This is a genomic window from Bacteroides graminisolvens DSM 19988 = JCM 15093, assembly GCF_000428125.1.
Lineage (GTDB): Bacteria > Bacteroidota > Bacteroidia > Bacteroidales > Bacteroidaceae > Bacteroides > Bacteroides graminisolvens.
In genome coordinates this window covers 25,042-48,366 of the sequence record NZ_ATZI01000009.1, presented here as the reverse complement: position 1 = coordinate 48,366, position 23,325 = coordinate 25,042, and the positions used below count along the sequence as shown (strand labels likewise).

Here is a 23,325-nt window from a genome sequence, read left to right as displayed (position 1 = left end):
CTTTTGGGCATCAAGGTGCGATTAAAAAAAAGCAGTCGGCCTGTAAGCCGGGTTCTGTACCTCAATGACCAGAGGTGTTTGTCATTTATCTGAGTGGCGCGTCACCACGTCACTTTAGCGGTCTACCCTCCGACATGGAGCGAGCAGCTCTCATAACGTCGGTATACATGACCTTACAACTCCTAAGATGCACAGCCCGTCGTGTCGCCACGCGGCTGGTGAGCTCTTACCTCACCTTCTCACCCTTACCTCTTCCCGACGGAAGAGGCGGTTCTTTTCTTCTGCATTACTCTACCCTCGCGGACAGCTTTCTGTTAGGAAGTAGGATGCTCTGTGTTGCCCGGACTTTCCTCTTGCGAAATGCAAGCGACAAACCGGCCGACTGCTTTAGATTGCAAAAGTAAACAAATTTTCTGATAACTTGGTATATGGTTATTCGTAATTAACATTTAAATGATTGGGCTACCCTTTATTGCTTTAAACCTTTTTGTTAGCAATGTGCTCTTTTTATAAGGAATTTGTATGGTCGTTTGAAATATTTCCTATCTTTGCTTCAACGAAACCCCCAAATTATTTATAGATGAAAAAGTATTTATCCTTCTTCTTGCTTTCGTTTGCTGTATCAGCCTGTATGGCACAGACAGAAAAAAACGAGAAAAAACTACCGGTGGAAGTTGATGAGCTGACTCAGCATGTGCGCAAACAGTTTATTCCCGATAAACGAGTGGCTATCTTCGATGTTGATTACCGTTTCCCTTCCCGGAAAGAAATCACAGTAAAAGGAGCAACCACCTCCTTGGATGCTAAATTGGCACTTCTTGGTGGATTAAAAGAAAGTCATTATCAGATAACGGACAGTATGATGTTATTGCCCGACAGTGTGGCACTCGAAGGTAAAACCTACGGAATTGTAAACCTCTCCGTTTGTAACCTGCGCGTGGAACCCGATTTTTCTTCAGAAATGACTAGTCAGGCCCTGCTGGGTATGCCCGTAAAAGTATTGCAGCGTGATGGCTGGTATCGGGTGCAGACTCCCGATGACTATATTGCTTGGGTGCATAGGGTAGGAGTCTATCCGGTCACCAAGCAAGCGTACGATGAATGGAACCGAGCCGATAAAATTGTGGTTACTTCGCACTATGCCTTTACGTACGTGAACCCCGATGCTACTTCTCAAACGGTTTCCGACGTTGTGGCGGGTAACCGACTGAAATGGCTGGGTACAGCGGGTGATTATTATCGGGTTGCATACCCCGACGGACGCGAAGCGTTTGTGTCCAAAGCGGCCTCCATGCCCGAAAAAGAATGGAAGGCGGCAGTGAAACAAGATGCACAGAGTATTATCCGAACTGCCTATACATTGATGGGGGTTCCTTATCTTTGGGCCGGAACTTCATCTAAAGGCATAGACTGCAGCGGCTTTGTGCGTACTGTATTGTTTATGCACAATATAATTATTCCTCGGGATGCATCCCAACAAGCTTATGTAGGACAACACATTGATATTGTTCCCGGATTTGGCAATGTGCAGCCGGGTGATTTGATTTTCTTCGGAAGAAAAGCCACAGCAGATAAGAAAGAACGCGTGGTACACGTGGGCATTTACATCGGTAACCAGAAATTTATTCATTCGCAGGGAGATGTGCACGTAAGTAGCTTCAATCCTGCCGATCAGGAGTATGATGAGTACAATCTCAACCGTTTGCTTTATGCAGTACGCATACTCAACGGCATTGGAACACCGGGTATCAATACCACTGATACGAATCCATATTATACCAAATAGTTGATTGTTCACTTTATAAAACGACACTACTGATGACTCAAAATAGACGTGATTTTATTAAGACGGCTGCTTTAGCAGCTATCGGTTCGGGAATAGCTGCCAATAAGTTGTTTGCCGAGACACCGGTTTCTCTCTTTTCGATTAATAGATCAGGAAAGGGTGCTAAACTCAAACTGCGTTTTCATCCCTATAACCTGCAACTGAAGCATGTGTTTACCGTGGCTACATATTCGCGCACCACTACCCCCGATGTACAGGTAGAGGTTGAGTACGATGGCATAACGGGTTACGGAGAAGCATCCATGCCCCCCTATCTGGGTGAGTCGGTTGAATCGGTTACCCGTTTCCTGCAACAAGTAAATCTGGAACAATTTAGTGATCCTTTTCAGCTGGAAGAAATCTTAGCTTATGTAGATGGTATTATGCCCGGCAACACGGCTGCCAAAGCGTCGGTCGATATTGCTTTGCACGACTTGGTAGGTAAATTGCTGGGAGCGCCGTGGCACAAAATATGGGGACTCGACAAGTCGAAAGCTCCTTCAACGACTTATACCATTGGCATTGATACTCCCGATGTGGTGCGACAGAAAACACTGGAGGTAGCCGGACAATTTAATATATTGAAGGTTAAGCTGGGGCGTGACAATGACAAGGAGATGATTGAAACCATTCGCTCCGTTACTCAGTTGCCCATTGCAGTGGATGCTAACCAAGGGTGGACCGACAAGCATCATGCGCTCGATATGATTTTCTGGCTCAAGGAACAAGGCATTGTTATGGTTGAACAACCTATGCCGAAAACACAACTAGATGACATCGCCTGGGTTACGCAACAGAGTCCGCTACCTATTTTTGCCGATGAATCGTTGCAACGCTTATCGGATGTGGTTAAGCTGAAAGATGCATTTACGGGAATCAACATTAAGTTAATGAAATGCACCGGCATGCGCGAGGCTTGGAAGATGGTTACCCTGGGACGGGCGCTAGGCATGAAAGTGATGGTAGGTTGTATGACTGAAACCTCTTGTGCCGTATCGGCTGCTGCTCAATTCTCGCCTGCAGTAGATTTTGCTGATCTGGATGGGAACCTGCTTATTGCCAACGATCGTTTCAAAGGCATGGAGGTAGTAAAAGGTAAAATCACACTCAACGATCTGCCCGGACTGGGCCTTGTTAAATTGTAAACCATGAAGAGACTGATTTACTTGGCTGCCTTTCTGTTTGTTGCAGGTTGTGCACCCAAACCCGCACCGGTTACCGACGCTTGGGAGCAGGAACGGATGGAACGCATCAAACTTGATTTCTGCATGAGCGAGTCGCAAGTTAAAGAGTATATTCGTAAGTATATTCCGGATGTGACCAATGAACAAATGCGTGCCTGGGAAGAGAGCAAAGCCCTTGAATGCATGGAGATTGATGGCGAGAAACGTTATTTTCGCAATGCCGGTCCCAATCTGTTTCGAATAGATTCTGCCGCTTATTGCATCAAGATAGCCAAAGAGGGTACGCAACTCAGTGGCAGTGAAAAGGTGAACAAAGAACATCTTCCGGAGGTGATGAGTGCGGTCAGGGCAACAGGTACAGATACTGTTTTACCTAAGCGCATGCGGGTAACCTATACGCTTACAGTAGAACCCAATGCGGTGCCTTCCGGAAAAATGGTTCGTTGTTGGCTACCTTTTCCCCGAACCGATCAACGCCGGCAGCAGCATGTGAAGTTACTTGCAACCAGCGAAGACAAGTATGTGCAATCACCTGCAACGTGTGCACACAGTACGCTTTATATGGAGAAACAGGCCGTGCGTAATGAGCCGACTGTTTTTTCGGAAACAGTAGAATACACCTCGTATGCCGAGTGGCATGCTCTGAAGCCGCAAGACATACTTCCTTATGACACAACTTCGGTTCTTTATAAAAAATACACCTCGGAACGTGAAACTCACATTCGTTTTTCGCCTCGCATCAGGCAGCTGGCAGCCCGGCTAACAGAGGGTGAAACCAATCCGCTTTTGAAGGCTCGCCGCATATTTGCTTGGGTGAACAGGTATTTTCCATGGGCATCGGCACGCGAATATTCCACCATTGAAAACATTCCCGAATACGTTCTCGATAATCATCACGGCGATTGCGGACAGGTTAGTCTACTCTTCATTACCCTTTGCCGGTGTAGTGGCATTCCGGCTCATTTTCAAAGCGGTTTCATGATGCATCCCGGTGCTTGGAATCTGCATGACTGGGCCGAGATTTATTTGGAGGGCATTGGTTGGGTACCTGTTGACCAATCTTTTGGCATTCCTACCTTTGCCCGTAGTCTGGAAGAAGAATACTTCTTTCTGGGTGGCATTGATTCTTGGCGTATGATTGTGAATAGCGATTATTCGGCTTCGTTGATGCCCGAAAAGAAATATCCTCGCAGCGAAACAGTCGACTTCCAACGTGGTGAAGTTGAATGGGAGGGAGGCAATTTGTACTTTAATAAGTGGAAGTATAAAATGGATATTGAATATTTAAATTAATTCATAGTAATCACTACCCTTTTGGGTGTAAATAATCCTTTCTGATCCTATGCCTTTCAGGCTGGTTCTTAATCGGTCTATGGCGGTAGTCATTTTGGTTCTTGAATCAGAGTAATTCTTTGCCCAAAACGTATCCATTATCGTGTCTTTGCTCACTTTATGGTCTTCACTTTGCAGAAACAGTAATAACAATTGGTTTTGTTGAGCAGGAAGTACTAATTCCTTCTCTTCATTGGTAAGTTTCATCGTATCGGGGTTAAAGATGATACTATCTATCTTGTAATTGCCATTTTTTAACTTGACGATTTCTTTGCGACGTTCTTTCGCTCTTTTTATTAACCAACCAATCAGTGTTATGCCGCAAAGCACTTGCAGAAGTAAGAGAATATACAATGCTATTTTCGGCATTAATTTCCAGATCGTGCCGAATGAGTAATCAAGGTAAACCAGGTAACTGATATTTTCAAAATCACCTAATTTATCAATGGATGTGCGATAATCAATGGACATGCTTGTTGTGTCACCCGCCCATTCGTTTTGCTCTTTATAAAATGTCGATATAATACCGATTGCTGATTTTGTCGCTATTATTTTCTTTCTTGTTGCCAAACTGTCAAAGATGACTTTTACGTCTTGGGGATGTAGCTTATTTGTTACTTGTAAGTAACAGTGACTACTTCTCAATAAAGCAGTTTCCCAATCTACAATTTTTGATTGATAAGTAAAAGTGGTATCTTGGCTTATATATGTTCTTTTTTCGTACTTGCCTAAATTTTTCTTTTTTGGATCGTTTTCATGTTGAGGAAAATAAAAATATTCCTTTTTCATCTTTTCACTTATGTCTTTCCTCATTGCCTCTTCAAGGAGCGGACGAATTTCATGGTGTATGTAATATTTTGCTTCCTCATAGTGAACCCAAAATATAATCAATTCAGCAATTGTAATAGATAAAAAGAGTCCAGCTAGTGCTTTAGTAATGTGTTTTTTGTATTTCATAATAGGCCTATAATCGGGTGTTTTAAAAATGTGACGTAAATGTGACGATATTTTTTTGTTATTAATCGTCTTAAAATCTATGTTTGCAAAGTTATAAAAAATAAAACACAATGAATGCGAAATTGAAATTATTTTGCTTGTTTTTTGTTGTATGTACACTTACATATCTGTGCAAAAAAAGCAAATCTGTTGAAAGTGAATTGTTTATGTCTAATGTAGAAGCGTTGGCGGGTGGTGAAAATGGAGATATTTCTTGTTATGGAATAGGTTCTTTAGATTGCCCTCTAACCAAGAGCAAAGCTTATAGAATCTGGGACCAATGAGAATTATTATTTTAACTCTTCTATTTTTCAATGCTTGTTCCTCTCACTTAAGTGAATGGAAAGAGATTGTTTATGAGGATTTTCCTCAAGAAAAATACCTTAAATCGACTATTGTTGAGTTAGATACTGCAATTTTCAGATACCCTTTTCGTGTTCGCATTCATAAAGATAAAGCTGTGATTTTAGACTTGCATAATACTGATAATTTTTACCATCTGTTTACTTATCCCGAGTTTACTTATCTTAGTTCCTTCGGAAAGAAGGGAGAAGCACCTTTGGAAATGCTTTCTGCAGAGAATATACGCTTTTTCGGACAACATGATGTTTGGACACTCGATGCTAATAAAAGTAAACTAATTAGGTTAGGTTTCCCTTTGTCAGCGTCCGGCGACTCACTTCTTATTCGTGAAGTCGTGTCGCTGGACAATGGCATTCTTCGTGCACTCGATTTCTCCCTTTACAATGATTCAACGTTTATCATTCCCGATTATTCGGGTGCTCATCGTTTCTGTTGGGTTGATCGTAAAGGGCACTTGATTTGCAAAGCGGGCACTATTCCTACTGCTGATAAGGAAGCGTTACAACATGCGGGACCGGCATTGGCACAAGCATGGCGTAGTTTTATTGATTATAATCCTCATAATGGAGTATTGGCTGCTGTTACTCAGTTAGGTGAAGTGTTGGAAGTTTACAACTTGAAAGATAGCACACACGTTGTTTGTAAGGGGCCGCATGGCGAGCCGGAATTTCGTCAATCAGAGGGATATGCTATCCCTACAGGTATCATGGGATTTAGTGATGTGCAGGTTACCGATCATTATATTTATGCCGTGTTTCATGGGCGTACGTTTAAAGAATTGTCACAACAAAAGGGTAAAATCATTGATGGTGGTCAATATATCTATGTTTTTAGTTTACAGGGTGCACCCGTATGTAAATATATATTAGACCGTTATATTTATGGTATCTATGTGGATGAATCGCAAGGAACCATCATTGCAACGGATGTAAATAGTGATCAACCGATCGTTGAGTTTCGGGTTAATTTGATAAAGAGTTGAATATGTTAGTAAAACTTAGAAGCCACATCTGTAAAGTCGGTAATAAAGTACTTACTATTTTATTTTGGATGTGTATGGCAGCTACTTTGTGGATTGTGCTTCAGGTCTTTTGCTTCACATCCTTCAGTATTCCAACAGATTCAATGCAACCAGCTCTATTGCCGGGGGACAATATAATAGTCAATAAATTAGCTTTTGGAGGCCGATTGTTTAATTTGACGGCTGCAGCAGAAAATAAGCCTATTCATATTCGCAGAATGCCTGGTTTTCAAAAGATTAAGCGTAATGATGTGTTGGTTTTTAATTTTCCTTACCCTAGTAGATGGGACAGCATTGCATTCGATTTGATGAAATATTACGTAAAGCGTTGTGTAGCTTTACCCGGAGATACTTTTTCAATAGTAAATGCACATTACTATGTGAAGGGATGCTCTGATGCGTTGGGTAATATGGAATCGCAAGACAATCTATTGACTTTGTTAAATGAAGGTACACATAAGGAAATTTCTCTTAAGGGATATCCTCATGATTCACTGGTAGATTGGGATATAAGGAATTTTGGTCCGCTTTATGTTCCGGCTAAAGGTAGCGTTGTGATTATGAATCAGATGAATGCTATTCTTTATAAACAGTTAATCGAATATGAACAGAACATGAAAATAACTATTTCCGGAGATACTGTTTTTCTAAATAATTACCCGATTAAATGGTATCAATTTCGTCAGAACTATTATTTCATGGCTGGTGATAAAACCCGTGACTCGCGAGATTCCCGTTATTGGGGATTACTACCCGAGGAATTCATTGTAGGAAAGGCCGCTCTCATTTGGAAATCGGTAAGGCCGGGAACAAGCAAATGTGAATGGAGAAGATTGCTTAAATCAATTGAATAAGATATAAATAAAATTACTATGAAAACATTTTATTATTCATTGCTTATTTTTCTACTTTGTGCTTGCAAGGAAACAGAGAAAGATAAAATAGCACGCTTAGTGAATGAGTGGGAGAGCCGAGAGCTTATTTTTCCGGAGAACCCAATCTTTACAAAATTAGGTAGAGATACTATTGCGTTTGATACGGATGATTGTGACTATAGAATCTTTACTTATATTGATTCTATCGGTTGCACCAGCTGCAAGCTGCAACTACTTAAATGGAAAGAACTAATGACTGAGTTTGATTCCTTAACTAATAACAATACTGCTTTTTTATTCTATTTTCATCCGAAAAGTAAAAAGGAAATTGCTTATATCTTGAAGCGTGATCAGTTTGAACATCCGGTATGCATAGATGATGCGGATAGCATCAATAAATTGAATCAATTTCCAGGTGAAATGATGTTTCAAACTTTTCTTTTGAATAAAGAAAATCAAGTCATTGCTATTGGAAATCCTCTCCACAACCCTAAGGTTAAAGAATTATACCTGAAGTTAGTTTTGGGTAAAGCGTATACAAATAATGCTATTCTTTCTCAAACGAAGATATCAATAGACAAAGAGATGATTGATTTGGGAATCTTTGACTGGCAAAAGAAACAACAAGCCACTTTTACTTTTCACAATGAAGGTGATGAACTTTTGGTTATAAATGGGGTGACAACTTCTTGTGGTTGTATCTCGACTGAATATAGTCATGAACCGATCCAACCTGGAAAAAAAATGAATTTTCAGGTGTTTTATAAAGCTGATTACGCTGAGCATTTAGACAAAACGGTTACAGTATATTGCAATGTGCCATCTTCACCGATTAAGCTTAGAATCAAAGGTAATGCTCGGCAAATGAAACTCTAAAATTATTGGAGCTATTGTGGGATTAATTGGGGTATAGTCTTTGTTTGTAAAATGTGACGCAAATGTGACGATGAATATTTGTCGGCAGAATCTTTAAATCTTAAGTTTGAGAGGAGAATTAAGAGTTAAGTAATAATGAAAGGAGTGAATGATAATCGTTTTCTGAAAAATCTGTTTTTCATTCACTCCGATCACCTAAGAGAAAAGAAAGGAGGCATTGAGAAAAAAATAGTAATATGAATCGAATAAAGCAAATATCGCTTTCTCCGTTGAAAAGATATAATACGGAATGCTATTTATTTTTTTATTTAAAATTATTTATTTATGAAAAAGGGTGCTTTTAAAATAACATTAGCTACGGTTTTTGTATTGCTTGTTGGGTATACTATATATCATTCTCAAAAAAAAGAAATCTTCTCTGAATTAGCGTTGAATACCTTAGAAGCATTAGCACGTAATGAACTCCCTGAAATAGAAATTAAATGTGATAAAGGAGGTTCCGGAAAGTGTTATAATATGACTTGGGAAGAAGGTTTATACGGCGTTTGTCGATTTGATTGCGATGCAACAGGTGATCCTGCAGATTATTGCAATTCTCTTTATGTTGGCTTTGTAAATTTCTGCTCGGCTATGGGCGTGTGAGTTAAATTGGGAAAGGAGTTTGTCTTGATATGTGAAATTTAAGAAAGTGTAGTTATAAATTATTGGTTTGATATAGTGTTCCATAATATCTCCATAATAATTGCTTAGTTGATTGTTTATTTATAAATTGATACATATAGCAATTAACTGTGTCTTTAATGATTCCTTGTTGGTATAAACTCCTATTCTGTTATTTATTAATGTAATATTCTATAATATATGAAAAGCATAAGTAAATTTTTATATGTGATAATTATCTTATTGGGATCTTCTTGCGCGGAACGCCAGCCTATAAAAGAAAGTGAAAATTTAATTTTCGTTGACCTGGAGAAAGAGAATTCTGTATCAATGTATGACCTATTTTCTAAAGTAGAGCTTATACCCTTAGAGAATACAAACGAAGCTGTTGTGGGGGAACCTATTCGTGAGATGAGAGTAGATAATGGACATTTTTATCTTTTGACGGGAAAGCAAGAGGTGATATGGCATTTCGATGAGAAGGGTCATTTCGTGGATAAAATAAATCATTATGGAAGTGGCCCAAATGAATATTCTACATTGTCCGATTTTAGATTTAATCGTTTCAATGGTGATCTTGAAATATTATGTTGTTGGGGATATATAAATGTATATGATCATTCCGGAAAAACGTTTAAAAAACGTATTTCATTTGACTGGAACAAAACATCTGTAGTCCATAATTTTATTGAGTTGTCTCCAAACAAATACCTCTTTTTTTCAAAGAGCCGGAAGGGTAATAAAATGATGTGGTATGATGTTGAAAAAAATGACATAATTGCAGAGTGTTATAACTTACCTAAATTCTTATTCTTCAATACCCCTTTTCATCATACTTTCACTCCTTTTTATTCTTATAATGATAGAGTACATTTTGTTCAAGCATATAACGGCACCGTTTTTACGGCTGATAGTGAAGGATATTTTAAGTCTGAATACAACTTTGATTTTGGTGAATATAATTTCGATATATCTGGGCTGGAAGATAAAGATATGAGATATTATATAACTTATACAGCCACAGTCGGTGCTAAATATGCTAATCGTTTTATAGCTTATGGTGAAAATTCAAAATATTACATATCTCGTTTTAACTTCCGTAAGAAATTATCACACTTAGTGATGGATAAAAAAACAGGAAAAACATATTATTTCACTAAGTTAAAAGAAAATTGTTTGTGTTTTCCGCTGTGTATGGATGAAAAAGCCTTGTATTTTATATCTTATCCAGAAGAATTAAATGTTGCTGTTAATCCAAATATTTTATCAAAAGAAGACAGAGATGAAATTAATAAGGTGTCTCCTGCAGATAATCCTATTATAATCAAATATACTTTTAAATAGTTTTAAAGATGAAGAAAATATTAATAATTCAAATAATTCAGCTTATTGTGTTTTTATTTACATCTTATGGGGCTTATAATTGTTTAAGTTCTTTCACTGAAAAACAAGAAAAAAGATTAAATGATGATTCTGAAATATGGATGGAAAGAATGTATATTGAGAGTAATATTTTTGAGTTGATACACAATGATAACAGTATAATTAGCATACCGCAGTTGAACTCAAAAAAAGAATTATTGGTTTGTTACTATTCTTCTTTGACATGCGGAGCTTGTGTGAACTTTGCTATATCTAAAATAGATGAATTCTTTCCAAGTCCGGAAGAACAATCAAGAATTTATTTTGTTGCTTGTAATTTCAATGAAAAAGCAGAATTTCAAAAGAAAAACACAATAAGATGGAATAAAAAGATAGATGGATTGGCTATAGAAGAATCTAATAATGTTTGCTATTTTATTGTTCAAAATAATAGTATAAGTCGTATTTTTATCCCTGAAGAAAAATTTGAGAATTATACAAACACATATCTAAAAGAAATAAAAAAGAAGTATTTTTAAAATTAATGATAGATATAAATTGTACTAATAAATACACAAATGGATTAATTAAATTATAGATATATTGCTGTCCGGTGGAATAGCTTACTTTGCCTGGATAATGAGTTAAGTATAAAAAGTTTAACTTTACCAAATGAAAAAGGAAGAACGCATAATGAATCTTTTTTTAAATAGATGCGGCAAAATTAAGTTATGAGAGAAAGAGTGTGAGTGGTTTGATCCGTTAGCTTGGTGTGAGTACGACCTTGCTTTATAGTTGGTGAAAAGAGTCCACTTAGATATAGCAAAGGTAATTTTTCGAGCAATTGCATCATCAAAAATACCTCTGAAGAAAAGGAACTCTATGAGAGCGTGATATTGAAATGGAGAATGACATCTTAAAAAAGCGCTGAGCATCGTTTCTAAGAATAATTGTTGATTTATAGATTTGTCAAAAAAATACTGTAAAATTTTTGAGGTAAAGTTGATGTGGAGTTCTAAGAGGCTCAAAAAGCAGATATTATTCCTAGTTGCTATTTTTTTAAGGCAATATGCTGAAAGTTTCAATGAATGACAGTTGTTGTCCATATGAAAGAATCTGTTGCTTGGCTAGTCCACTTATCCGTATTTTATATTTAAATATGATAATATGAAAAAAGTAGCTTATATATTATTATTGTTTTTTTGTTCTTGTGTTGGACATAAAACTGAAGATTCTACAGAAATTGTTTCTGTAGAATTACACAATGTGTCAAAGTCGATAGATGGATTTATTGATAAGCTGGAAATTGTTCCGCTAGAGACCAATGACTCCTCACTCATTTCAGATTGCAGGAAAGTCGTGTACGATAAAAAAATGGATATGTATGCCGTTTTAGATAGTCGATTTATTGTTTTTCTATTTTCTGGTGACGGTAAGTTTATAGCAAGTTCTGCAAAAATGCAGGGTGATGGTCCTAAACAATACCAATTAATAGTAGATATGAGATTTAATCCTTTCTATAATGGAATTGATCTACTAAATCCATACGGAACAATTTATACGTATGATCAGAATTTTCAGCTTATTGCTAAAAAAAAGCTAGAGGATAATAAACATGTATATATGAATTTTATGCCAATTGATAGTAATAGATATATGTTATCACCTTCTGTACAGTGGGATGATGGAAGTATCTACTTAGCGGATTATCAGAAAAGAAAGATTGTGGATAAAATCAGTTATAAAGAAAAATCATTGGCTAGTTTTAATGTGAGTGACGAGGCATTCTATATGAATAACTCTAATGCATATTTAGCCCCACATGGAATAAACTATTATTTATATCATATTGATACTCAAAAACATCTTTTAGAACCTATTATAAAATTAGATTTTGGAGAAGAAACAATTGATGAGACGAAATTGCCTGGTATGGCTCAAAAAGATGTTAAAGAGAGCACGAAAAAAAACTTTAAGAAGCAATTGCGTGAGAGGAATCAATATATAATGGAAAAATCGAAAGATCCGCAACCATTAATTAAATTTCTCAATGATGATTTTGTATACGTCTATTATAAGAAAGAAGATGTCTCTAGTAATTTTATCTATAATAGGAAAACTAAAGAAAAATTTCTTCAAAGAAACGGGTCTCCAATAAATATGTTTCCCTGCTTCGGCCTTTCTGATAATGTTTTATTAGGCATAATATCAGTGAATGTTGCAAATACAAAATTAGATAATCGATATTTGTCACCGAAAGATATTCAAAAAATTAAAGGTTTAAAGGAAGATGATAATCTTATTATTATCAAATATTATCTTAAAAAATAGGTGTTTGAAAAAAATATAATTGCATATGAATTTTTCTGTTTTTTTCTTATCTTTTAGCTGTTTGGTTTGCTTTTCTTGTTGTGATACACAAACTAGACAAATTAATGCTACATTAGAGCAAGCGGGTGAGAACCGTCTAGAGTTGGAAAAAGTCCTCTATCATTACAGACAAGAACAACCTGATGAACAAAAATTGAGAGCTGCTCGTTTCCTCCTTGCTCATATGGAAAAGAAAATTTCGTCACAAGGTATGCCGTTGGAAGCCTATAAACGTTTGATTATCGCTTGGCATAAACCTATGCCAGGCGATACATTGACTGCTTTTTGGAAAGAGGCGCAAACAGGAGGAAATGTTAATGAACAGAGTGATGTAGCCCTTATCACCGCTGATTATCTGATTCGGCATATAGATACTTGTGTCGATGGATGGAGGGCTTCTCCGTGGCGGGATGAGGTTACTTTTGAAGATTTTTGTTTTTATATTCTGCCCTATCGTATAATAGACGAGCAGCTTTCTAATATCTGGATTGATTCGCTACGTCAACGGTATCAGCCTATGCTTAAAGGAGTGACAGATTTAAAACGTGCTTTTGCTTTGATAAACAAAAAAATAAAGGAATCATTCAGAGAGATGAAACCAGCATGTCCATATACACTTGATGTATTGACTCTTGATAATTTGAAAATTGGTATATGTAAGGATGAATGCGTTTTAACGGGAGCAATATGTCGTGCTTTGTCAATACCTGTAGCTTACGATTATGTAAATCACTGGACTAATTATAGTCGAAAAGGACATTCTTGGATAGCTTTAGTCATATCCGATAGTACTTTTATATGCGAAAAAACAGATTCTTTAGTGAGAAAAGCCAAATATATTCCGGCTTCTCATTTCGTACCGGAATATGCACTCGAGAAAGAATATCCTTATCAGATAAGTTCACAAAAGCGAGTGTCAAAAGTTTATCGTTCATTGTATGGACCGATAGATAATAAAAACGTTTCTAAGGCTTATGGCCTTAATCTGAATATTGAGATGAAAGTAAAAAAAGAATGTGAGACAGCTTATTTATGTACATTCCGTACCGGCTATGGTTGGATGCCAGTAGATGCTACAACAGTTAAAAGAGGCAGATGCCAGTTTGAACAGCTTGGAGGAGAAACGATCTATTTATTGATGGAAAAAGTAGAAAAAGATTGGAAGCCGTTGTCAATGCCTTTTATCTTGCATGACGATGGGCGGACAGAGTTTTTGTATCCAGATAATAGCCACAAGATGCAAGCTGTTTTAATGCGTAAATATCCTTTGTTTGCGAACTGGACAAACCAATGGCACAAAATGATAGGAGGTAGATTAGAAGTCTCCAACAAAAAAGATTTTTCCAAATCTCTGGTTGTGGATACTATATCCACAACTCCTGTCTATCGAAATGTTTTCACTTTACCCATTTCTGTTAAATCTTATCGTTATATACGTTATGTCTGTCCTGATAATTGTCGGACTCCCTTGGCTGAATTGGAAATCTATGATAATGTAACAGGAAAACGTATTGAAGGAAAACCTATCGGATCTGATTTCTTTAGCGAAAAAATACTTCAACGTCCCTTTGATAATGATCTAATGAGTGTTTGTAGTACGAAGCAAAAATTTTGGATAGGATTAGATATGAAAAGTCCTATGTGCATATCCAAGATTATCCTTTACCCTAAAAATGATGGAAATTTTATTCATGTAGGTGATTTATATGAATTGTATTATTATAGTAGTTGTGGCTGGAAATCATTAGGGAAACAGCGAGCTGATGATTTTCAGCTAATCTATGAAGTGCCCGCCAATGCTTTATTATGGTTACGGAATATAAGCAGGGGCAATGAAGAACGTATTTTTGTATATAAGAAAGGAAAACAAATATGGTATTAGTATGAGATAAGCTACGAATAACAAGATCAAACTTTTAATTAAAAATAGAAATGATCAATGCTGCAATTTAAAAAATATTTCTCTCACGTTCTTACATTATTGGGAATCATTCCGGTGATTGGAGTGGTTTGCTTATCTACTCCGGAACTTCCTGTTGGGGAATTTGCGGGGCAATGGCTGTGGTTAGGTAAAGCATTTGTCTTCTTTGCTGTATGTATTCTGTTTGCTTTTACTGTTTGCCCTAAACAACCAACCTTAGAGTTGTTGTCGTTTAGTAGAATGGTAGTGTGGACACTTATTATGCTGGGAGGAATGCAGGCTGTTTGGGGATTACGACAGATATATGGGCTGTCTTACTCCAATCATTCGTTATTTGCTGTAACTGGTTCTTTTTTTAATCCCGGACCGTATTCCGGATATTTGGCTATGGTTTTTCCTATCTGTTTGAATGAATGGCTAGCTTTGAAAGCTAAAAAGAATAAGACATGGACAGAAGAAGCCGGCTGTTACATTGCTTTAGCTGCTATGCTTCTTATCATTTGCGTGCTTCCGTCAGGAATGAGCCGTTCGGCATGGCTAGCTGCTGCTATATCCGGTTTATGGATTTATGGTATGCATCGGAACTGGGGGGCGATGCTGAATAACTTCTGGATAAACGATAAAAGAAGGGTTCTGTGGATTGCATCTATTAGCTTTGTGGTTCTGTTCCTGCTTCTTAGCGCTGCATTTTATTTAAAGAAAGATTCTGCCAACGGAAGGCTGTTTATGTGGAAGATAAGCCTTTTAGCTATTGCAGATAAGCCTCTATTGGGTCATGGAAGAGGTAGTTTTTCTGCAACGTATGGGGCTTTTCAGGAAGCTTATTTTTCAGGAGGTGATTTTTCTCTGCAAGAAGAATTGGTCGCGGGAAGCCCTGAATATGCATTTAATGAGTATTTGCAGATAGTTGTAGAGTGGGGAATCCCTATGCTGCTATGCATAGTATTAGCTTTGGCCTTTTATCTTTGGTTTGGAGTGAAGAATGGACAACTAAGTGCTTGTGGAGGTGTAATCTCTTTGATGGTGTTTTCTTTTTCATCGTATCCGTTGCAGTATCCTGCTTTCGTTATCTCTTTGCTCTTTCTGCTTATGGCTTGCCTAATTGCTAATAGCAGAAAATGGATTTTGCTTGTATTTGCTATTGTTATGGGGGGCTTAGGCTCGAGTTTGTGGTGCAATGATAAATCAGAAGCATGTCGAGAGTGGGCAAATGCTCGGATATTCTATTTATCAGGAAATTTAAAAGAGGCACAAAAGGATTACGAAAGATTATATCCTCTGCTACGAAATAGAGCTACCTTTTTATTTGAATATGGGCACTGTTTACACAAGCAAAAAAGATATGAAGCATCGAACGTGATACTAAAGGAAGCTGCCACTTACAGTTGCGATCCAATGATATTGAATATTATTGGGAAGAACTACCAGCAAATGGGAGAGTATGTTGAAGCTGAGAAATTCCTGATTCGTTCTACTCATTTATTGCCGGGAAGAATTTATCCTTATTATCTGTTAGCGAAGCTATATGCTGAACCTGAATTTTATCATTCGGATAAATTGCGACAGTCGGTTGAGATAGTACTCACGAAAGAACCTAAAGTACAATCTACTGCCGTGAAACAGATGAGAGAGGAAGCACGGAAATTGTTAGGTAATCATTGAGAGATATTAAACTTTAATATATTGAATCACTAGTGTCCCGATTTTAACGGGACACTAGTGGTTTGAAATAATAAATAATAAATGAATACAATGAAAGAAAAATGCATTTTTATATTGCTTACTGCTTTAATGTTTGGGTGTGGCAATAATATAAAAACAACTACCAAATATAATACGACTACGTCCTTGAAATTGGAGGTAGACTCCATTTGTATTCCTTTGGATTCCTTATCTCTACCAGTCTATCCATCAGCGTCATTTGTTTATTCAAATAATGAACATACGTATCTATATGCTTTTAATACGAAGACATGGAGCATTGATGTTTTTAATCTAAATAATAGATTAGTAGAAAGTCACATTGTTTTAAACAGAGAGGGTGCGAATGGCGTGCCATACATCAAGGCCTTACAAGTATTATCACCAGACAGTTTGGTTTGTTTTGATGATTCTGGTTTTTTTATTTTGAATGCTAATGGAAATATTATATGTAAGGAGGTGATTCGGTACACTGCTTCAGATTGTGTTGGTAACTTAGAACTAGGAGAATTTACTCAGCCTTTCTATGATATAAAAAAGGGAATAATATATGGTAATTTGATTACTTCCAAAGAACCATATCCTTATCCTGACGGACAGGAATTGTTTGCGGCATATCATGTTAAAACCCAAAAGTGGAAATTACTTCCAATTTATTTGCCGTCTTTTATGGAAAAATATTGGCGAAATTTGGGCCAAAATAATCATCTCAATATGTGGATTAGTGATGGTCTTATTTGCTACAACTTTACCTGTCTTTCGGATATTTTTGTCTATGATATATCAAAACAAAGTAATACCGTTGCAGGTGGAAAAAGTCGCATGGTGAAGAGTGATGTTTCTTTATATAAGGGTGATGATAATAATGAAAAGGCTAAATGGCAACATTGGGTTGATAATCCTATCTTTTATTCTCCTATCTATGATAAATATCGGAAACTATATTATCGGATTCAGTTAGGAGAATTTCGTGAACATTTTTATGGAGAGCCAACGCCTTATGATAAAAAGATTGTGCTCTCCGTTTTTAATGAAAAGCTAGAGATGATTTCAGAGTTTAGATTGGATAATTACAAATATAATTTCATCTTTTTTGGAGTTACAAAAGCTGGGCTTGTCGTGGGTGGTAATAATCCGAAAGATCCAAGTCTGGATTATGAGTATTTGAAATTATTCCGTTTAAAAGTATCTGTTTGGAATATGTGACGTAAATGTGACGATGAAAATTTGTCTGTGGAATCTTTAAATCTTATGTTTGAAAGAAAAAAATAATTGAGGAGTGAAAGAAAATCGTTTTCTGAAAAATTTGTTTTTTCATTCACTTCGATCAACTAAAAGAAAGGAGGCATCAGACAAAAAAGTGGATAAGAATAGAATAAGGCAAATATTGCTTTCTCCGTTGAAAAGATATAATACGGAATATTATTTAACTTTTATTGATTCTGAAAAAGGATATAATGAAAGTTGCTCTTGTGGTATTCCAATTGCACTTATTGATAAACTCACAAAATGGTCATCTACTTATTGTAGATGACCGTAAAAAATATGCATATGAAAAATTTATTTGTTTTATTTGAAATTTCTTTTTTACTACTGTTTGCTTCTTGTACTATGAATCGACTAAATAAAGATCTAGGCGTTGAACGAATAGAAGTTGATCTATCCAAAGTAAATGAAAAGACTCCTTTATTTTCATCTTTTGATTTTATAAAATTGGAAACAAAAGACGAATGTCTTTTAGAAAAAGTTGTTAAGGTTGTTTTCTCTGATGATTATATTTATCTCTTATCATCATATGGAGGGAATATATATAAGTATAGTAATAATGGGAAATATATTTCGAAACTGCGACAGGGGAACGGACCCGGAGAATTGACATTTGCTACTGACTTTTATGTAGATGAGCCTCATAATAAATTATATGTCTTAGATGTATATCGAGTAATTAAAGAATATGACTTAAGTGGAACATTCTTGAATGAGCATAAATTAGATTCTCCTTGTTTTTTGTTTACTCGAGTTAATGATTCTTTTTTGCTATTTGATTCTAACCTAAGTAAAAAGAACAACTTCCACCTACGGCTATTTAATAATAATTCCAAAGATAAATCATTTTGTAAGAAAAATGAATATTTGAAACAAATTGCTTTTATGCCGTCTAATGTATTTAGCATGTGTGGAGATAGTAAATATCTCTTTTCACATATGCTGTCAGATACTATCTATCATTTTGAAATAGATGAAGAAAAATTATATCCTGCTTATTTTATTGATTTTGGTAAACGATCTATTAATTCAATCGATAAACCAATTTCTGATGCACGCGAATATGATATGATTTGTAAGACTGGAAATTATATTTCTGGAATATACTCAGTGGCATATATAAATGATAAATTATTTTTTTCATTTATGTATGAGATGAATAATCTATACGCTTTTTATTCTTCTAAAGAAAAAGAAGTTTTTTTATACAATAAATTATGCAAAGGATTACCGAATACTGCTAACTGTGTAGGGAGAAATGAGAATTCAGTCATATATTCATATACAGTGAGCGAGTTGAAAGATTTTTTTGATTTAAATCCACCGATTGATCAAGAGATGATTAAATTGCGAAAAACATGTGAAAATCCTGATGAGAATCCTATATTAGTTCGTTTTTCCTTATAAATGAATTTGAGGCGAAAGTATAATGAAAACGTATGGAAAGATTCTCTGGTTATGTGATTTGTTTTTTTTATTATGAAAGTATTATAATCTGTAATAATCGGATTTATAGTAGGTTATTCTGGTAAAAGAAATCTTGATGTAGGTGAAGTACATGTAACTAGTCTCATTGTCTATGATTTAGATGGTAATTATATAAAGACATTAAAGGTGGTTTGTAATATTGTTTTATTTTGTTATGATTCTAAATATAATCGTATAATTATGGCTTTAGATGATGATATTCAGTTTGCTTATTTGAAGTTGGATGGTCTTTTAAAGTAATATAAAAAAATACTTATGAAAAATTTATACCTTGTTTTTCTTGCATTAATCTTGCTCTCATGTAAGGAGCAGAAAGATTCTTTTCATAAAGAATATGTATTTAATAAAAGTATTGCAACTGATAATGATTTAAACAAATTGTTTTCAGATGTAGATTATATTCCACTGGAATCGACCAATGAAACGTTAATTGGTTTTAATCCACAACTTTATGTCTCTTCATCAAAGATATACATATATGATCATCAGTATAATAAGAGAGTATTGGTGTTTAATCGCGAGGGAGGATTTGAACGATTTATTGGTAATGTAGGAGGAGGCCCAGGAGAGTATACTATGGCTAAGAACTTTGTTGTAAACGAACCGGATGATGAAGTAATCATTAATGCATCACCTACAGGCACTTTATATCATTATGGTTTAGATGGAACCTTTCGTAATATTGAATCTTTAAAAGTCTCAATATCAGCATTTACTCTTGCAGATAAAAACAAGTATTGGATTTATACAGGGCGAAATACGCTTAGTGGTCCTGATAGATTATTACTATATAAAGGAAATCAGAAAGAGAAAGGTTTCTTGCCATTCGATTCTGAGCGATCTCCAGCCGATTGCGAGTGTTTTGGAAATAGTCCAATTCGTACTTTTCAAGAAAGTTTTTATGAGAATATATATCATATTAAAGGCGATAGCTTGCGTTTAATGTATAAATTAAATTTTGGCAAGCTTCAAGTTCCTCAGAACGTGTTGGATGGTACAGATGAAGACTTTGGAAATTTCATAAAGCAGAATCCATACATCGCTGTATTTCGCTATTTGGAAAACAACCATTTTATTTATGCTGGCTTAATAGAATATGATGGCAAAGAATTGAAGGCTCTTTATCATTGGGTGATTGATAAGCGAAACGACAAAGATGCCATTATAAAAATGGAACCGGAAAATACATATTTTATGGGCTTACAGTATCCATTGCAGTTGACCGAGAATGATGAATTAGTGTTTTTAATGAACTCTCCATTTTTTAATGAGATCAATAAAAAGGGAAGTGGTGTATTTTATAAAGAAAACTTTAGTGGGAAGGTTTTTGAAAATCCCATACAGACAACTTGTAAACTAACAATTATAGAATGAAATAAGATGTGTGTGCTCGCTTCGGTAATCAAAATAGCTGAGATAAGATTATTATTAAATAAAATTTAAATAGTCTCTTAGTTAGTATAATAATCTTTGTTTGGCAAATGCGACAACAAATATTTATCGGCAGGATATTTAGATCTTATGTTGAAAACATAAGTGTCTACTTTTTAGTGGACACTTATGATATTGAATAAAGATTTTCAGATAATAGAGGAAACATTGTTTCCAGAAGCAATATATAATTCATATGTCTTTTTTGTAAATAGTGATGAACTATATATAAGCCGTGATTATCAAATGCTCTACGGGCAATCTGAGGATTATATGACTTTTGAATTATTTAAACTTATAGATGAAAAATAGTAATATTTTTGTTATATCTTTCAACAATTTAAAGAAATATTGTTGCTCTTAAAGGGTTATAGATTTGATTATCTTGTATGCATAGATCATAATGTTACATTCAATAAATTGAATAATCTTCTTACGGACATAGTATTCCATACTTTCTTAATAGATAAGAACAGAGAACTTCATTTTCTTAAAAAACAGTGGAAATAATACTTTAATTTTAAATTATGAATCACATACAGGTTTACTTAGGCATTCTGCTATTTATGGTCGTTTCTTGCAACCATAAAGGAAATAGACCTTCTGGGGTTGATGATGTATTGCAATGTGCGGGACAGAATCGACAGGAATTGGAAAAAGTCCTAGAATTCTATCAAAATGACTCATTAAAGTATCGGGCTGCTTGTTTTTTAATAGAAAATATGTCAGGACATTTTTCTTATCAGGGAGAGGCAATGGAGTACTGTAAGCGTAAATTGAAGACTTTGCCAAGGCAACTTCGCTCGGATTCCATGAAAGTTTTCTGGCAACAAGCTGCTTCAATGTATCCTGACGGTGCTTTCGATAGAATACCCGACTGTGTGACTATAAAGAGTGCTTATCTGATAGCAAACATTAATCAAGCCTTTCGGATATGGGAAGAGGCACCTTGGCATAAGGAGGTTAGCTTTGAGACCTTTTGTTGTTATATTTTACCTTATCGTATATCCGATGAACAGTTGGCGGATGATGTTCATTGGCGGGATACTTTGGCAAAACGTTATGCAGATTGCATTAGTGGAGTGACGGATATGAAAAGGGCTTTTGCCTTATTGTCAAAGGAGTTTGATGATCTTCGAAAGCGTCCATTATTAAAGTGTCCTTATATGCTTGATGCCTTGACAATGGAAGAGGTTGGCTTTTCGCTTTGCGAACAGCGTTGCATTGTGCGTGGTAATGTGATGCGCGCTTTAGGACTTCCTGTGGTGGGTGATTATGTCGATGGATGGGCTAATTATAGCCGACATGGGCATTTCTGGATTTCATTAGTGGAAAATACCGGAGAAACATATACTTTATATCCTAGAGATTCTATACCGAAAACAGATAATCCGATTGATGCTGCCTTTTTTAAGCCATCAATGCTGCCCGATTCCTCTTATCCCTATTGGGTGGATTCGCTGAAACGGGTAGCAAAGGTTTATCGGAAAGCTTTTTATAGTGTAAACGAAAAAGATCAACATACTGAGGACGTTTCAAAAAAATACGGATTGACGGATAGCGTGGTCATTTATACGGATGGTGTCGAAAAGGCTATTTGTCTCTGTACTTTCAAAAGCGGAGATGGTTGGCGGGTCGCTATAAAAGGTGAAGTCAACAATGGACGTTGTGTGTTTCGTAATTTGGGGGCTTCTATCATCTATCTGCCTGCTAAGTTGGAAAAAGGTAAAATCATTGCGCTGGATGCCCCGTTTGCATTGAATAGAGGCGGAAAGGTACGGAGAATGATTCCTGCAAGTGGTAAGCAAACCGTGCGACTGAACCGGAAATATATATTTTTGACTACTTGGACTAACAGATGGAATGAAATGACTGGTGGCTGTTTTGAAGGGAGTAATGATAGCCATTTTCGTCGTGCAGATGTATTGTGGCGTATTTCGGAACTTCCTGTTTATCGTAATGAAGTGAAATTGCAGACATCCAAATCTTATCGTTACGTTCGTTATATTTCTCCTGGTATTTCAAAAAGTGCATTAGCCGAATTGTTTTTCTTTGATAAAGAAAAAGAGTTGAAGGGTGAAGCTATAGGCGAAGGGTTGACACCGTCTTCGCAGAAACGCGTTTTTGACCGCGATTGGAAGACTATCGGAGATCCCAGAACTGAAAACTATTGGGTTGGACTTGACTTGAGGGAGCGTTGCCACTTGGATAAGATTGTGTACTATCCCCATAATGATGATAATTTCATTACTCCGGGTGATTTGTATGAATTGTTCTATTATAATGAAGGAAATTGGCACTCGCTGGGAACGAAAGTTGCTGAAAGTGAGGAATTAATTTACGAACAAGTTCCGGTAAATGTGCTGTTCGTACTAAAGAATACTACTAGAGGTCAAGAAGAGCGTATCTTTACTTATGAGAATGGAAAACAAGTTTGGTGGTAGTGAATGATGATTGTTCTCTGAAAGATGTGTTTACATTCATTCCGAACATCTAAAAAGAAAGGAGGCGTTTGGCAGGAATTAGAAATAAGGATCGAATAAGGCAAATATTGCTTTTTCTGTTGAAAGGATATAATTACGGAATGTTTATTTAATTGTTAATTAAAATTTAGTATAAGTAATTTCTAATTTTTTATTTGATATTCTCACTAA

At 36.0% G+C, this 23,325-nt stretch carries 18 protein-coding genes and 1 other RNA gene; 17 read left to right on the top strand and 2 right to left on the bottom strand.

The features are described 5' to 3' along the window. Positions 1-27 precede the first annotated feature (27 nt). An RNA gene (gene rnpB / locus C511_RS17260) (RNase P RNA component class A) lies at positions 28-386 on the bottom strand. 194 nt (positions 387-580) lie between these two features. Here rnpB and C511_RS0108490 point away from each other — a divergent pair. The 3 genes from C511_RS0108490 to C511_RS0108480 are packed head-to-tail and all read left to right on the top strand — an operon-like array spanning position 581 to position 4,302. Continuing rightward, entirely contained in the window at positions 581-1,786 is a 1,206-nt protein-coding gene (locus C511_RS0108490; RefSeq protein WP_024996548.1) for a C40 family peptidase, read from the top strand. Positions 1,787-1,818: 32 nt separating this feature from the next. After that, the gene (locus tag C511_RS0108485) at positions 1,819-2,970 is read left to right on the top strand and encodes a dipeptide epimerase (RefSeq protein WP_024996547.1); all 1,152 of its coding nucleotides are present in this window, start codon (positions 1,819-1,821) and stop codon (positions 2,968-2,970) included. Between the two features lie 3 nt (positions 2,971-2,973). Beyond that, on the top strand, positions 2,974-4,302 hold the full coding sequence (locus C511_RS0108480) for a transglutaminase-like domain-containing protein (protein WP_027318041.1): 1,329 nt from the start codon (positions 2,974-2,976) through the stop codon (positions 4,300-4,302). On the opposite strand, the gene C511_RS0108475 is transcribed toward C511_RS0108480, so the two are convergent. Further along, positions 4,294-5,298, bottom strand: a complete 1,005-nt coding sequence (locus C511_RS0108475; RefSeq protein WP_024996546.1) for a winged helix-turn-helix domain-containing protein — start codon at positions 5,296-5,298, stop codon at positions 4,294-4,296. The genes C511_RS0108480 and C511_RS0108475 overlap by 9 nt on opposite strands. Positions 5,299-5,408: 110 nt before the next feature. Here C511_RS0108475 and C511_RS0108470 point away from each other — a divergent pair, with 110 nt between their 5' ends. The 14 genes from C511_RS0108470 (at position 5,409) to C511_RS0108395 (ending at position 23,115) form a co-directional block, all read left to right on the top strand. Then, a complete protein-coding gene (locus tag C511_RS0108470) occupies positions 5,409-5,621 on the top strand; it encodes an NVEALA domain-containing protein (protein ID WP_024996545.1) in 213 nt (70 codons plus the stop codon). Next, on the top strand, positions 5,618-6,682 hold the full coding sequence (locus tag C511_RS0108465; protein ID WP_027318039.1) for a BF3164 family lipoprotein: 1,065 nt from the start codon (positions 5,618-5,620) through the stop codon (positions 6,680-6,682). Before C511_RS0108470 ends, C511_RS0108465 begins: the two co-directional genes overlap by 4 nt. A gap of 2 nt (positions 6,683-6,684) precedes the next feature. Next, positions 6,685-7,575, top strand: a complete 891-nt coding sequence (gene lepB / locus C511_RS0108460) for a signal peptidase I (RefSeq protein WP_024996543.1) — start codon at positions 6,685-6,687, stop codon at positions 7,573-7,575. 18 nt (positions 7,576-7,593) lie between these two features. Beyond that, positions 7,594-8,472, top strand: a complete 879-nt coding sequence (locus tag C511_RS0108455; RefSeq protein ID WP_024996542.1) for a DUF1573 domain-containing protein — start codon at positions 7,594-7,596, stop codon at positions 8,470-8,472. 324 nt (positions 8,473-8,796) lie between these two features. Further along, the gene (locus C511_RS16505) at positions 8,797-9,114 is read left to right on the top strand and encodes an NVEALA domain-containing protein (protein WP_024996541.1); all 318 of its coding nucleotides are present in this window, start codon (positions 8,797-8,799) and stop codon (positions 9,112-9,114) included. Between the two features lie 219 nt (positions 9,115-9,333). After that, positions 9,334-10,476, top strand: a complete 1,143-nt coding sequence (locus tag C511_RS16500; protein WP_024996540.1) for a 6-bladed beta-propeller — start codon at positions 9,334-9,336, stop codon at positions 10,474-10,476. Positions 10,477-10,484: 8 nt separating this feature from the next. Beyond that, the gene (locus C511_RS0108435; RefSeq protein WP_027318037.1) at positions 10,485-11,033 is read left to right on the top strand and encodes a hypothetical protein; all 549 of its coding nucleotides are present in this window, start codon (positions 10,485-10,487) and stop codon (positions 11,031-11,033) included. 628 nt (positions 11,034-11,661) lie between these two features. Then, complete coding sequence (locus tag C511_RS0108430; RefSeq protein ID WP_024996537.1) at positions 11,662-12,825, top strand: 6-bladed beta-propeller; 1,164 nt, start codon at positions 11,662-11,664, stop codon at positions 12,823-12,825. A gap of 25 nt (positions 12,826-12,850) precedes the next feature. Then, on the top strand, positions 12,851-14,746 hold the full coding sequence (locus C511_RS0108425; RefSeq protein WP_027318036.1) for a hypothetical protein: 1,896 nt from the start codon (positions 12,851-12,853) through the stop codon (positions 14,744-14,746). 57 nt (positions 14,747-14,803) lie between these two features. Further along, complete coding sequence (locus C511_RS0108420; RefSeq protein WP_024996534.1) at positions 14,804-16,447, top strand: O-antigen ligase family protein; 1,644 nt, start codon at positions 14,804-14,806, stop codon at positions 16,445-16,447. A gap of 90 nt (positions 16,448-16,537) precedes the next feature. Further along, positions 16,538-17,692 (top strand): DUF4221 family protein, encoded by a 1,155-nt coding sequence (locus C511_RS0108415; RefSeq protein ID WP_027318034.1) that lies wholly within the window; start codon positions 16,538-16,540, stop codon positions 17,690-17,692. A 345-nt stretch (positions 17,693-18,037) separates the two neighbouring features. Next, positions 18,038-19,159 (top strand): 6-bladed beta-propeller, encoded by a 1,122-nt coding sequence (locus C511_RS0108410; protein WP_158332557.1) that lies wholly within the window; start codon positions 18,038-18,040, stop codon positions 19,157-19,159. A 336-nt stretch (positions 19,160-19,495) separates the two neighbouring features. After that, the gene (locus C511_RS0108405; protein ID WP_024996529.1) at positions 19,496-20,614 is read left to right on the top strand and encodes a 6-bladed beta-propeller; all 1,119 of its coding nucleotides are present in this window, start codon (positions 19,496-19,498) and stop codon (positions 20,612-20,614) included. Between the two features lie 584 nt (positions 20,615-21,198). Then, positions 21,199-23,115 carry a hypothetical protein gene (locus C511_RS0108395; RefSeq protein WP_034782019.1) on the top strand — a complete coding sequence of 639 codons (1,917 nt, stop codon included), beginning with the start codon at positions 21,199-21,201 and terminating at the stop codon, positions 23,113-23,115. Positions 23,116-23,325 lie beyond the last annotated feature (210 nt).

What these genes read in the sequence shown, in the direction of transcription:
- C511_RS0108490 (WP_024996548.1), top strand. Translation starts at nt 581, where the DNA reads ATGAAAAAGTATTTATCCTTCTTCTTGCTTTCGTTTGCTGTATCAGCC.
- C511_RS0108485 (WP_024996547.1), top strand. Translation starts at nt 1,819, where the DNA reads ATGACTCAAAATAGACGTGATTTTATTAAGACGGCTGCTTTAGCAGCT.
- C511_RS0108480 (WP_027318041.1), top strand. Translation starts at nt 2,974, where the DNA reads ATGAAGAGACTGATTTACTTGGCTGCCTTTCTGTTTGTTGCAGGTTGT.
- C511_RS0108475 (WP_024996546.1), bottom strand. Translation starts at nt 5,298, where the DNA reads ATGAAATACAAAAAACACATTACTAAAGCACTAGCTGGACTCTTTTTA.
- C511_RS0108470 (WP_024996545.1), top strand. Translation starts at nt 5,409, where the DNA reads ATGAATGCGAAATTGAAATTATTTTGCTTGTTTTTTGTTGTATGTACA.
- C511_RS0108465 (WP_027318039.1), top strand. Translation starts at nt 5,618, where the DNA reads ATGAGAATTATTATTTTAACTCTTCTATTTTTCAATGCTTGTTCCTCT.
- lepB (WP_024996543.1), top strand. Translation starts at nt 6,685, where the DNA reads ATGTTAGTAAAACTTAGAAGCCACATCTGTAAAGTCGGTAATAAAGTA.
- C511_RS0108455 (WP_024996542.1), top strand. Translation starts at nt 7,594, where the DNA reads ATGAAAACATTTTATTATTCATTGCTTATTTTTCTACTTTGTGCTTGC.
- C511_RS16505 (WP_024996541.1), top strand. Translation starts at nt 8,797, where the DNA reads ATGAAAAAGGGTGCTTTTAAAATAACATTAGCTACGGTTTTTGTATTG.
- C511_RS16500 (WP_024996540.1), top strand. Translation starts at nt 9,334, where the DNA reads ATGAAAAGCATAAGTAAATTTTTATATGTGATAATTATCTTATTGGGA.
- C511_RS0108435 (WP_027318037.1), top strand. Translation starts at nt 10,485, where the DNA reads ATGAAGAAAATATTAATAATTCAAATAATTCAGCTTATTGTGTTTTTA.
- C511_RS0108430 (WP_024996537.1), top strand. Translation starts at nt 11,662, where the DNA reads ATGAAAAAAGTAGCTTATATATTATTATTGTTTTTTTGTTCTTGTGTT.
- C511_RS0108425 (WP_027318036.1), top strand. Translation starts at nt 12,851, where the DNA reads ATGAATTTTTCTGTTTTTTTCTTATCTTTTAGCTGTTTGGTTTGCTTT.
- C511_RS0108420 (WP_024996534.1), top strand. Translation starts at nt 14,804, where the DNA reads ATGCTGCAATTTAAAAAATATTTCTCTCACGTTCTTACATTATTGGGA.
- C511_RS0108415 (WP_027318034.1), top strand. Translation starts at nt 16,538, where the DNA reads ATGAAAGAAAAATGCATTTTTATATTGCTTACTGCTTTAATGTTTGGG.
- C511_RS0108410 (WP_158332557.1), top strand. Translation starts at nt 18,038, where the DNA reads ATGAAAAATTTATTTGTTTTATTTGAAATTTCTTTTTTACTACTGTTT.
- C511_RS0108405 (WP_024996529.1), top strand. Translation starts at nt 19,496, where the DNA reads ATGAAAAATTTATACCTTGTTTTTCTTGCATTAATCTTGCTCTCATGT.
- C511_RS0108395 (WP_034782019.1), top strand. Translation starts at nt 21,199, where the DNA reads ATGAATCACATACAGGTTTACTTAGGCATTCTGCTATTTATGGTCGTT.